At 34.7% G+C, this 11,830-nt stretch carries 12 protein-coding genes; 6 read left to right on the top strand and 6 right to left on the bottom strand.

What is annotated here, in order from left to right:
• Positions 1-24: 24 nt before the first annotated feature.
• Positions 25-663 (bottom strand): hypothetical protein, encoded by a 639-nt coding sequence (locus tag XJ32_RS06180; protein WP_155761465.1) that lies wholly within the window; start codon positions 661-663, stop codon positions 25-27.
• 64 nt (positions 664-727) lie between these two features.
• On the bottom strand, positions 728-1,087 hold the full coding sequence (locus XJ32_RS06175) for a hypothetical protein (RefSeq protein ID WP_077388699.1): 360 nt from the start codon (positions 1,085-1,087) through the stop codon (positions 728-730).
• Between the two features lie 277 nt (positions 1,088-1,364).
• Here XJ32_RS06175 and XJ32_RS06170 point away from each other — a divergent pair, with 277 nt between their 5' ends.
• From XJ32_RS06170 to leuS, 6 genes are all read left to right on the top strand, one after another.
• On the top strand, positions 1,365-1,736 hold the full coding sequence (locus XJ32_RS06170; protein ID WP_005217089.1) for a diacylglycerol kinase: 372 nt from the start codon (positions 1,365-1,367) through the stop codon (positions 1,734-1,736).
• A gap of 17 nt (positions 1,737-1,753) precedes the next feature.
• On the top strand, positions 1,754-2,968 hold the full coding sequence (locus tag XJ32_RS06165) for an MlaE family ABC transporter permease (protein WP_077388698.1): 1,215 nt from the start codon (positions 1,754-1,756) through the stop codon (positions 2,966-2,968).
• On the top strand, positions 2,965-3,732 hold the full coding sequence (locus XJ32_RS06160) for an ABC transporter ATP-binding protein (RefSeq protein WP_004085798.1): 768 nt from the start codon (positions 2,965-2,967) through the stop codon (positions 3,730-3,732). Before XJ32_RS06165 ends, XJ32_RS06160 begins: the two co-directional genes overlap by 4 nt.
• A 9-nt stretch (positions 3,733-3,741) precedes the next feature.
• Complete coding sequence (locus XJ32_RS06155) at positions 3,742-4,509, top strand: MlaD family protein (protein WP_077388697.1); 768 nt, start codon at positions 3,742-3,744, stop codon at positions 4,507-4,509.
• Between the two features lie 10 nt (positions 4,510-4,519).
• Positions 4,520-5,092, top strand: a complete 573-nt coding sequence (locus tag XJ32_RS06150; RefSeq protein WP_254422517.1) for a hypothetical protein — start codon at positions 4,520-4,522, stop codon at positions 5,090-5,092.
• Between the two features lie 62 nt (positions 5,093-5,154).
• Positions 5,155-7,611 carry a leucine--tRNA ligase gene (gene leuS / locus XJ32_RS06145; protein WP_077388695.1) on the top strand — a complete coding sequence of 819 codons (2,457 nt, stop codon included), beginning with the start codon at positions 5,155-5,157 and terminating at the stop codon, positions 7,609-7,611.
• Between the two features lie 179 nt (positions 7,612-7,790).
• Here leuS and XJ32_RS06140 read toward each other — a convergent pair whose 3' ends face one another.
• From XJ32_RS06140 to XJ32_RS06125, 4 genes are all read right to left on the bottom strand, one after another.
• Positions 7,791-8,459, bottom strand: coding sequence for a GTP-binding protein (locus tag XJ32_RS06140; RefSeq protein WP_217332061.1), 669 nt, complete (start codon positions 8,457-8,459; stop codon positions 7,791-7,793).
• 82 nt (positions 8,460-8,541) lie between these two features.
• Positions 8,542-9,255, bottom strand: coding sequence for a UMP kinase (pyrH, locus tag XJ32_RS06135; protein WP_077388693.1), 714 nt, complete (start codon positions 9,253-9,255; stop codon positions 8,542-8,544).
• A 284-nt stretch (positions 9,256-9,539) separates the two neighbouring features.
• Positions 9,540-10,658 (bottom strand): hypothetical protein, encoded by a 1,119-nt coding sequence (locus XJ32_RS06130; protein WP_005217547.1) that lies wholly within the window; start codon positions 10,656-10,658, stop codon positions 9,540-9,542.
• A gap of 196 nt (positions 10,659-10,854) precedes the next feature.
• A complete protein-coding gene (locus XJ32_RS06125; RefSeq protein ID WP_077388692.1) occupies positions 10,855-11,829 on the bottom strand; it encodes a DUF2393 family protein in 975 nt (324 codons plus the stop codon).
• Position 11,830: the final 1 nt, after the last annotated feature.

Below are 11,830 nucleotides of genomic sequence, written 5' to 3'. Positions count from 1 at the left end.
GTGCTATTGCTTTGGGGTTGAGATTTACTTTTTGCATACCAGATTCTTTAATTTTGCTTTTAGCTTTTTTCTAAAAATATTCGGTTCTCTTTTAGCACTTAGAATCTTATGCCATGCGTAAGGTGATATACTTCTAAATACTGCATATTTTGTTAATTTACCTATAAAGCTTTCTTCAATCCAAGTTTCTATACAACATGTATCATAGTATTTACTATACCATTCTAGTTGCTTATGTGTTGGGTTTATGCTTATTATTGATTTTGCTGCTCTATCTTGTCTTAGCGTAATATAGTGTGCTTGATTGCCGTATTGACTAGCTACAAAATTGCCGTATGTTTCAAACTCACTAAATCCAGAAGCACTAAGTTGGCATTCATCGATGCTTTCTAAAATCGCTTCAAAAAATAACTTATTATGTGTTTTTTCTATACGAGAAATAAGCTCACACATAATAGAATTATTTATCATCATGTGTTCCACAATAAAACTAAAATCAACCGCACGCATTAAAATGCTTATAGAATCTTGCTTATAAATGGGTATTTGAAGTCGCTCTAATGTGTCAAAATATGGCTTATGAATATAATCGTGTTTTGCAAAATATGTAGTAAGGTTTTCTGGTTTTTCTTGTTGCAATTTTTCATGATGAAAAAACATCATATCATTTAAAGCAATACAATCTGCGTCCCAAATAAGATAATATGGAGTAAAAATAGGGCAACAATCACCCCCCCCCCCCCATGTCTAACAAAGCATTACTTGTTTTATCATTTGAGTTCGCAAAAGTTGCATATCCCATTTTAAGAAATTGCTGTAAATACCAGCCGCTTCGCCATATAGCCGCATTTTTGGATTCCATATACTTTTGAATGACTTCAAGACTTAGATTCTTGTAGATTTTATCCTCATCAAAAATATAGATTTTTTCTTGTATATTCTGCGATAAATTTAAAATAAGATTTGCGTTATTGCTACTTGTTATGATATGTATCTGTTGTGGTTTTGCGTGATTATATAATCTTTCTAACATAGGTGCTAGATTGATATTATCTAATTGTTTTAGGCAAATTAAAACATTAAACATTGTGTTCCTTATGTGTAGAATAGAGTTATATTATATCTGCATATTATGTATTTTTAAGTTCTCTCTTTGTTTTTACAGCCTTAATACCCAATTCTAAACCTTACTATTACTATTGCTTTTTTGTTGTTTTAAAATCTCTTAGAAAACCTGTCATACCATGATAACCTTTTCGCAATACTACATTGCATTTTTATAAATTATTTGCATAAACATGTATTTTTTTTGTTAAGATACAGCCTTTATAGAATCTTCGTAAATCTAATAATAAAGGCATATAGTGAAAAGCGGTAAAAAAGGGGTAAAGCGGATTATTGGGGCTTTCTTTTTTTCTCTAGCGGGATTAAAAGCTTGTGTGAGTGAAGAAGTCTCATTTCGACAAATCCTTATTGTGTTTGTGTTATTTTTCATTATTGCGTGTTTTTTGGGGCGTGATTTTTTTGAGATTGCTTTTTTAGTTTTGCCTTTGTTTTTTATGGTATTTGCGGAGTTAGTGAATACAGCTATTGAAAAGATTATTGACCTAGTCCAGCCTACATTTCATCCGCTTGCACGAGATGCAAAGGATATTGGCAGTAGTTTGCAGTTTGTTTGTATGTTGTTTGCTGCTTTTATTTGGGGTGGCTACTTGCTTGTTCGTTTTGTGTTATAGAATCTTAAGGATAATTTTTGTTTGTTTCAGATGATGAGAGTAAAGCAATATGTGCGCGTTTTAATACTATAAAGCCACCTTCAAATGCTATTATTATCGAGGGGCATTGGGATAGCTTCGTGCAGCAAGCCTACATTACTGCCTTGCGCGCTCAAGTGCAAAAATACACAGGCGATATTCATATTGTATTTCAAAATGCAAGGGTTGGCATTATCTTCATGTTGCTTTTGCGTAATACTTTAGAATCTAGTCAAATAGAAGATGTGTATATCTATGTTGATAATGTGCAGACTACCCGTCTTACTTCTTTTCTCTTATCAGAGCGTTACACACTGCTTCTTAATGGTGAAGTCTATAACGCCATAGAAAATAATGACAATGCCATAATGAAAGAAGTATTAAGCACCCCATATAGACCAAAAAGGCTTAATATTTTTTCTAGCTTTTTTAGTTTTATAGGGCAGTGGTGTGTTAGTTTTTATCAAACTGCCTTATCGTTTTTTAACTTCATGGGTATGTTTTTACATTTCTTTATGCTTGGTTGTTTAAAGCCATCAAATTTTCGTTTTAAATCCCTTATTTATCATATCTATGAGCAGGGCTTTAAGGCATTGCCTGTTGGGCTTATGACCTCGCTTATTATTGGTTATGCAATCACACTGCAAGGGGCATATCAGCTAAACTCTATGGGTGTGCCGATTATGAGTGTTGATACGACTGCAAAGCTTGCTTTGCGTGAGATGGGACCATTTATCCTTGCCTTAGTGATTGCTGGTAGAAGTGCATCAAGCTTTACCGCACAGCTTGGGTCTATGCGACTTACAGAAGAGTTATCTGCTATGAAAGCTATGAATCTTAATATATTCTATTTTCTCATTATCCCTAGAATCTTAGCCCTTATTATCGTTATGCCTTTAATGGTATTTGCTGCTGATGCGATTGCACTTTTTGGTGGTATGGTAGCGATTAAGACAAGCATTAATATTGGCTTTGAGACTTATTTAGAAAGATTCTATGAAACGGTGTCGATTACGCATTTTTGGATAGGCGTGGTAAAAGCCCCTGTATTTGGTGCGATTATTGGCATTGTTGGGTGCTTTCGTGGGTTGGAATGCAGGGGCGATACGCAATCTATTGGTAAAATGACAACCATGAGTGTTGTGAATGCGATATTTTGGATTATCATGGCAAATGCGATTTTCTCTTTCATTTTCACAAGGTATAATCTATGAGTAATATCGTTGAAGTTAATAATCTCACTACACATTATGGCAATACGCTGATACATGATTCTATAAGCTTTCATGTGAAAAAGGGGGAAATTTTCTCTATACTTGGTGGCAGTGGAAGTGGTAAAACGACACTTTTACATACGCTTATATTCTTGCATAGACCAACTTCTGGGAGTATTAATATCCTTAATACTGATATTTGGAAGTTAAAAGATTCTAAAAAGCATACTATTATGCAAAAAATGGGCGTTGTATTTCAGTTTGGCGCTCTCTTTAGCTCTTTAAATGTGCTTGAAAATGTAACAAGTCTGCTTGAAGAATACTCATATTTTCCATCAAACCTATATCCTGAAATAGCAAAGTTTTGGCTACATAATGTAGGGCTTGATTTAAGTGTGTGTAATAAATATGTGAATGAATTAAGCGGCGGTATGAAAAAAAGAGTAGCACTAGCTAGGGCATTATGCACGGAGCCAGAGATTCTATTCTTAGATGAGCCAACAAGTGGGCTAGATCCTGCTAGTGCATGCAAATTTGATGATTTAATCGCTTCTTTAAAAGAGAAGTTTGGCGTAACGATAGTTATGATTACACATGATTTAGATAGTATAAAAGATGTTACTGATAGATTTATCTTGCTTGGTAATAAAAAGATTGAGTTTAGCGGCACACTAGATGAGTTTGCAAAAGAAGCAAATAATGGTTTGCATCAAAATAGCCTTTTTCATTCTACGCGTGGTGAGAAATATTGGAAATATAAATAAAGGATTTGTATGGAGAGAAATATTAATTATACACTTATTGGGCTTATTTTTTGTATCTTAACGATTGCAATGATTGCGTTTATCTTTTGGATTGGTCGCTTTGGCATTGATGATAGAAGAGTGAAGATTTATCATGTTTATACACAAGATGAGGTAGGGGGCATTAGTGTCAATACACCTGTAAAATATAAAGGCATTAGTGTGGGGAGTGTAACTCACATGGGATTTAAAAAAGATGATGTAGGTGTCGTGCAAATTGATGTTGCTATTAATAAAAAGATACCTGTAAGAGAAGGGTCTGAGCTAGTAATAGATTCTGATGGATTTGTGGGTATGAGCTATTTAAAATTAAAACAGAATGAAAAAGGCAATATCATTAAAGATGAAGATGAAGCGACACTCTATCTAGCAAAAAATGCCATTGGTAAATTGCTAGAAAACGCACAAGGCATGACAAATGATATACAAGATATTGTAAGCAATGTGAAAAATATCACAGACAGCAAAAACATTGAAGATATACGCAATATGCTTATTTCACTGGAGGGCACAAAACAGAATCTTGATAAGACTCTAAATAGTGCAGATAAGCTTTTAAGGGATTTAGATAGGGCATTATTACGCGGTGATTTTAATGTGAGAGAGATTCTAACACCACTTATCAATAAAAGCGGATATAGTTTGCAAACGCTAAACTCTTTCCTTGAGAAAGCAAGTCTGTTTATGGATAGAATGGAGCGAGACCCTTATGAAACACTACTTGGAAAACGAAACTAAAGGAGTAAATATGCGATTAAATCTTATGCAAGGATTCTATATTATCTTAGTTGCAGCATTATTGCAAGGTTGTTTAAATGTGAATCTAAAGTCAGTCCTGCCAGACCAGACTTTTTATAGCCTTGATAATGTAGAGTTAGAAAATCAATGCAAAAAGAAGCAAGATAGCTTTGCTTTACAAGTGAATGCTCTCTCACCCTATGATAGCAAGGATATTTTACTCTATAATGAGAAAAATGAGATTAAGGTATTACCAAATTATAAATGGATTGATTTACCAAAGAATATGGCAAGAAACGCTTTCATAAAGATTGCGTCAAATCATTGCTTACAAGTAGATCAGAATCCACCTTTAAGTCAGCGGCTAAACACTTTGCGAATTAGTATTAATGACTTATATGTAAAAGGCACAAGTGATTATGAAGCAAAAGTATATCTAACTTATGAGCTTTTAGGCTATGATATGAAACGCATAAAAGAAGGCAGCATAACAACCTCTGCAATGGGAGAAAATCCAGCCATCACCCTGCAACATGCTATGAATGAAGCATTACAAAAAATCGCTAAAGAGATAAAGAAATAGCATTTTAAAAAAGTATTTAATAAATAACAATAAAATTGCAATTATTTTTGAAGGATTCACAAATGACACATGAAAACTATAATCCAGCCGCAATAGAATCTAAATGGCAGAAAATATGGCAAGAAAGCGGCGTATTTGAGCCAAGCAATGACTTTTCAAAACCTAAAAAATACATTCTCTCAATGTTTCCATATCCAAGCGGGGCAATCCACATGGGACATGTGCGAAACTACTGCATAGGCGATGCTATGGCTAGATATTATCGCATGTATGGTTATAATGTATTACACCCTATCGGCTTTGATGCCTTTGGTATGCCTGCTGAAAATGCTGCCATAAAGCATAAAATCCACCCAAAAGATTGGACTTATAGCAATATGGAGGTTATGCTAAAAGAATTACAAACTATGGGATTAAGCTTTTCAAAAGAAAGGGTGCTAGAGACTTGTGATCCAATATATAGCAAATATGAGCAAGAGTTTTTCATAAAAGCATGGCAAAAAGGCTTAGTCTATCGTAAAAAAGCCTTTCTTAATTGGTGTCCAAATGACTTAACCGTGTTAGCTAACGAGCAAGTTATCGATGGTAAATGCTGGCGTTGTGATACCCCTGTGGTGCAAAAAGAAATGTATCAATACTATCTTAAAATCACAGACTATGCAGAAGAGTTACTCAATGATTTAGAATCTTTAGAGGGCAAATGGCCCCCACAAGTCTTAAGTATGCAAAGAAATTGGATAGGGAAGTCTAGCGGCTTATCTTTTTCATTTGAGTTATGCAAAGATTCTAAAAACCTGCTAGATAATAAAATCAACACGCTTGATGTTTATACCACAAGGGCTGATACAATCTATGGTGTGAGCTATTGTGTCATAGCACCAGAGCATAGCATAGTCGATTGTCTCATTGAAAAAAATGTATTAGCAAAAAATGATATAGAAATAATCAAAAATATCCGCAATCAAGCTGAAAAAGAGCGATCAAAAGCTGATAAAATAGGCATATCTCTCCCCATTTTTGTCCTGCATCCACTCACACAGAAAAAGATTCCTGTATGGATTAGCAACTTTGTGCTTATGAGTTATGGAAGTGGTGCTGTTATGAGTGTGCCAAGCCATGATGAAAGGGATTTTGAGTTTGCAAAAAAATATAATCTAGCCTTACTGCCCGTCATAGAAGCAAAGGGTGAGCATGATGGTATAAATAAGCCAAACACAGAAGATGGAATCTTATGTAATAGCGACAAGTTCTCAGGACTAAATAGCAAGGAAGCAAGGGAGAAAATCATCGCCCTTTTTGAAGAAAAAGGCATAGGTAAAAAAACTACAAACTATAAACTAAGAGATTGGGGCATATCACGCCAACGCTATTGGGGGACACCTATACCACTTATCCACTGCCCACAATGTGGCGTGGTAGAATCGAGTGTTTTACCCGTTGAATTACCAAATGATATTGAGATAACAGGGGAAGGCAATCCGCTTGAAAAACATGCAACTTGGAAATATACAAAATGCCCCAAATGCAACGCAGATTCTATAAGAGAGACTGATACTATGGATACTTTTGTAGAATCTAGCTGGTATTTCCTGCATTACACAACACCAAAGGAATTGCGTAAAGATAAAGCCTTTTGTGCGGAATCTCTGCAATATTTTATGGAAGTTGATGAGTATATCGGTGGAATTGAACATGCGATTTTACACCTTTTATATGCGAGATTCTATACCAAAATGTTGCGAGATCTAGGCTATATTAGCTTTAGTGAGCCTTTTTCACATTTACTCACGCAAGGCATGGTGCTAAAAGATGGAGTGAAAATGTCAAAAAGTCTAGGCAATGTAGTAGAGCCGCGACATATTATAGAATCTTATGGAGCAGATACTGCAAGATTATTTATCCTTTTTGCTGCACCATCTAGCTATGCGCTTGACTGGAATGATAATAGTGTGGTTGGTTGCTATAAATTTATCTGCCGACTTATTGATAGAAAAGTGCGTGTAAAAAAGTGCGAGACATTACCAAAAATAGACACACAGAAACTAAATAAAGATTCTAAAATTGCACGACTAAAAGTATATGAAGCCCTGCAAAAACAACAAAATATATTTAATAAAAAGATTGAGGGCTATCCATTTAATGTCGTAATTGCGGCATGTATGGAAGCACACAATGCCTTGTCTGCACAAGATGATGATTTAGTTTTCACAGAGGGCTATTTTATATTGCTTCATATTTTAGAGAATTTTATCCCACATATTGCAAGTGAGCTTAGTCAAGAGTTGTTTAATCTCGCAAATTTTACGCCCATTGAGATTGATAAAGATGCTTTCAAACAAGATGAAATCACCTATGCAATTAGTGTCAATGGAAAGAAACGCGCTGAAGTCATGATGCCCACAAATGCCACAAAAGAAGAAGTCATAAATGCTGCTAAAAGCGTAGCAGAAAAATGGCTTACAAATGAGATTAAAAAAGAGATTTTCGTGCCAAATAAATTAGTCAATTTTGTGGTGTAGGGTTAGATTCTAATAATTGTCATGTTTGAATAAAGCAAACTTAAAAGAGATTTTTGCTTATAGTTTAAAGCCCCAATCTCTTGTCTCTACCATCACTCACATGTTTTGCAAACACATGTCTAGTAGGAAACTAGACTGAATAAGTGGTATCTCTGTCTGAAAATATCATTGGCTTAAACCTACCAATTAAGGCTTGCATGTAAAATTGCATGATAGAGTTGCTGTGTGGCTTGTGGGGTTTTTTTGAGTGTAGATATTGTGAGTTTGTTTTGAGTTTTTAGCTTGTGGTAGTCGCTCTTGTTTAACTTGTCGTCTTTTGTGTAAATTTGCAGAAGTTTGCAATCTTGTCTAGATTCTACAATCTTTTGCAAAAATCTTTCAATCTCTGTATCTATCGCTAGATTTGTATGACGGGAATCGATTAAATGGCAAAATAATTTAATGCTCTGCCGCTTGTAGATAAAATCAGTCAAATGCTTATCCCACACTTTTTTTGTGTCTTTGCTCACTTTTGCATATCCAAAGCCCGGAAAGTCGATAAATATAAGTGGGATTCGCATAGATTCTGTTTGTAATAAATCTTGATTATTTTGCATGGAATCTGTTTTGCATTGCATTGCATTGCTGTCATGTGTGTTGGGCGTAGAGTCTTTGTTAGTAGTTAGCTCCCAAGTGGTGCTAAAAAAATTAATGAGCTTTGTTTTGCCCGGTGTGCTTGAGCTTTTTGCAAGTTTGTGATTGAGTAAAAGATTTATAATCGAGCTTTTGCCCACATTGCTTCGTCCCAGCGTGGCTATCTCAGTGCAGTTTTGCGGTGGGCAATCTTTTATTGTCTGGGCTGATTGCATAAAATGCGATTGCAAAACCTTAATGTGAGTGTTTGACTGAATGTGTGGTGGCATAGATTCTATCTTTTTGCTTTGTGTAAAATTACTTCACAAGCGAAAATTCACCAATTTCATGGACCAATACATCAATAAGATTGTTGGGTTTAAACATATTGCATACTAGAATTGGCAATTTATTATCTTTAGCAAGAGCTATCGCAGTATCGTCCATCACTTTAATATGATCTCTTAGTGCTTCATCATAAGTTAGGGTAGGCAGAAGTGTCGCATCATTATATTTGTTGGGATCTTTATCATAAACGCCATTTACTTTTGTAGCTTTCACAATCACAGCAGATTCAATCTCAATAGCACGCAATACCGCCGCAGTGTCGGTTGTAAAGTATGGATTTCCAGTGCCAGCACCAAAGATTACAATCCGCCCTTTTTCCAAATGTCTTAAAGCGCGTCTATGAATATAACTCTCGCAAACTTCTGTTACATCAATGCCGCTTTGCACTCTCACATCAAGCCCCAAACTCTCCAAAGCTTCTTGTATTGCTACGGCATTAATAATAGTCGCAAGCATACCCATATAATCCCCACTTGTGCGTTTGATAAGCCCGCCTTGAGCCGCATTAACGCCGCGAATGATATTGCCACCACCAACAACAATGCCAATTTCCAATCCGCACTCATAGAGATTCTTAATCTCTTTTGCAATAAACTTTAAAATATCTAAATCAATGCCAAATCCACCAGAACCAGCAAGAGCTTCACCAGAAAATTTAATCAAAACGCGTTTTTTCTTTTGCATAATAAACCCTCATAAAAGTAACATAAACATATAAAATCGCATTATAAATAATTTATGTATATAGGACTTTAACAATAAGGGGAAAATATTTTGAAATAGTATGAATTTCGCATTGTGTTACTTGCCACTTCTTATAAATAAAAATCTTTATAATAATTGAGAATAATTTGTTAGTAGATATGAAAATACGAAGTATGGCTTAAGATTATAACAAAAGGCTAAAAGCCTTTAATGCTTTAAGAAGGGATGCAAAAAAGCATAAGTTAGACTAAATATTTAGAATCTTATTGTGCTTCTTGCTGTTGTATATTTCCACCACTTGCGATAATATCAGCAATTTTATTAAAATCCATGTGTAACGCAAAATTCTCTTGAAAATCTAAGAAATGATAGAATCTGTCTGTTGTCGTGTAGATATATCCAAGCATTTGTGTTTTATCTCTACGCATAAGATTCTCTTTAAAATACTTCTCAACATCAGGCAACATCTTATCAAAGTCGTCTGTGCCCGGGAATCTGCGTCCGCTTGCAAAAACAAGTCGAATCTTATTGCATTGCACTCCTTTTACTTTAAGCATATAGAGTGCTTCTAGCCATGTTGTGCTACTTGGCTCTATAGATAATAGACGAATATCATACTTCAATAAGTCTTTTTCATAGTTAGTATTCTCTACAACTCTGCCGATAAGCCCCTCTTCTTCATATTCCTTATTAAACTTATCGATCTCATCATGGATAATCTTTAGTGTAGTGTCAATGCTTTTTCGCTTCATTTTATACTTTTCTTCCAAACTCATATCGGTTGGATCTAACACAGCTTTTGACAATGCGACATGCAAACCGCAACGATCTTCTCTGCAAAAATCCAAATAGCGATAAATATTGTTCAATATATCATCTGTGTGCGTGTTCCAATCAGGGATATAAAAGGCAAATGGCGGTTCTTTTCTTGCTGGATTCTTCTTTGATTCTGCAACGAGATAGCGTAAATATACATAACGATAGGAATCAAGCATGCTATAAATCGTTTTATCTTCAATCGGCAATACCTTGTTATACCATGCTGGTTCTACTTTGACTACTTTATTTTCCCATTCTACAGGGGTTTTGATAAAGGGGCGATTAGTCCTAATGGGTCCTGCCACAGAATTACTCATTTCAATAAAAGGGATTTTTGGGTCATTTTTAATATAGCGATAATGTCCATCAAAAGACATGACATAATCTGGTGTTTGGGAGCAAAAATGCGTTAAAAGCTTTGTGAATGGAATCTTAGCAAGCACATAAGGCTCAATCTCTGCGTAATCATACTCGATTGAATCATGCTTAGCGATATATTGCAAAAAGGCTTTGGCGAATGGACTTGTGTTTGCAGATGATAGGCATAATAGTTTCACAGCCATATTGTATCTCCCATTTGGTATTAACTTATTTTCAATGTAAAAATAGTTTATTATAACATGATTTTTATTGTTTTAAAATAATTCATTCAAAATATGCAAAAATCCTAGTTAAAACGCACAATGAAATCGCATAATTTAATAGCCATCTCACATATAACAAATATATGAATCTCAGTCTAAAAAATCCACAAAGATTCTATCTAGGCATTTCTTTTAGCAATGGTGGGTTAAACTTATCCCTTTCTTCACGCCAATTTGGTGCTAATGTTTCTTCTTGTGGTGGCAGCATGATTTGTGGTGGTATGCCTTGTGATTGCGGCGTGTCTGTTTTTGGCGGTGTATTCATGCTATCTTGTGTTTGATTATCTTTAGAATCTAGGTTTGCAGATTCTGTATTTTGTGTATTTATATTGATATTTTGTGATTGCTTTTCTATGCTTACCTTTTGGGTTTGTGAGGCTATATTTTTAGCTTTTTTATCATCATCTAGCTTTTTTATCTCATCGGTATATGCACTCATATCATCTTTTCCTGCATCATCTGCCACTTTTTTAGAATCTGTATTTTCACTATCTTCTGTTTTGCTATTGTCTTTATAGAATCCTTGTAAAACTTTTGCATTCTCTTTATGTCTCGCTTTACCATAACACTCTATTTTTGTGATATATTTTTCCCCTTTATGTGCGTAATTCTCCATAACTTCTGAAATCTTTACGCTTTGCCCCACCTTTAAATCCATAGGAATATCTCTATTATAAACTTTTTTAGGCTTTACGAGATTCAGTATCTTGTGCTTGTATTTTGTTATCCCCTGCTCATTATCTGTATCATAAAGAATCTGATGTGAAAACACGCAACCAGCAATATTTCTTTTACCAACATTTGTAATTGTCCCGATATATTGATACACATCAGAATAATTATAAGTGCGATCGTAAGCAATCTCTTTTTCTATCTTGTAGAATCTTTCTTCCATAAAATAACGCATTGCAAAAGGAATAGCGATAATAAGACAAAATCCTAACAAAAATAGGGGAATAGAAATAATTTTTCTGCGAAATGAAATAAAAGATAAAAACACAAAGCACATAGCAATCAATGCAAATGACGCAAATAAAATCAAATCATACAGATGAAAATATGAGATAAAATTGAGTATTTGCTCTTTCATG

Origin of the sequence: Helicobacter bilis, from assembly GCF_001999985.1 — a bacterium.
Taxonomy (GTDB): Bacteria; Campylobacterota; Campylobacteria; order Campylobacterales; family Helicobacteraceae; genus Helicobacter_A; species Helicobacter_A rappini.
Note: the sequence above shows the minus strand (reverse complement) of the source record. Positions and strands in the feature narration are given on the sequence as shown.

Coding starts and splice junctions, on each gene's coding strand:
- XJ32_RS06180 (WP_155761465.1), bottom strand. CDS start 663: ATGATGTTTTTTCATCATGAAAAATTGCAACAAGAAAAACCAGAAAAC.
- XJ32_RS06175 (WP_077388699.1), bottom strand. CDS start 1,087: ATGTTTAATGTTTTAATTTGCCTAAAACAATTAGATAATATCAATCTA.
- XJ32_RS06160 (WP_004085798.1), top strand. CDS start 2,965: ATGAGTAATATCGTTGAAGTTAATAATCTCACTACACATTATGGCAAT.
- XJ32_RS06155 (WP_077388697.1), top strand. CDS start 3,742: ATGGAGAGAAATATTAATTATACACTTATTGGGCTTATTTTTTGTATC.
- XJ32_RS06150 (WP_254422517.1), top strand. CDS start 4,520: ATGCGATTAAATCTTATGCAAGGATTCTATATTATCTTAGTTGCAGCA.
- leuS (WP_077388695.1), top strand. CDS start 5,155: ATGACACATGAAAACTATAATCCAGCCGCAATAGAATCTAAATGGCAG.
- XJ32_RS06140 (WP_217332061.1), bottom strand. CDS start 8,459: ATGCAATCAGCCCAGACAATAAAAGATTGCCCACCGCAAAACTGCACT.
- pyrH (WP_077388693.1), bottom strand. CDS start 9,255: ATGCAAAAGAAAAAACGCGTTTTGATTAAATTTTCTGGTGAAGCTCTT.
- XJ32_RS06130 (WP_005217547.1), bottom strand. CDS start 10,658: ATGGCTGTGAAACTATTATGCCTATCATCTGCAAACACAAGTCCATTC.
- XJ32_RS06125 (WP_077388692.1), bottom strand. CDS start 11,829: ATGAAAGAGCAAATACTCAATTTTATCTCATATTTTCATCTGTATGAT.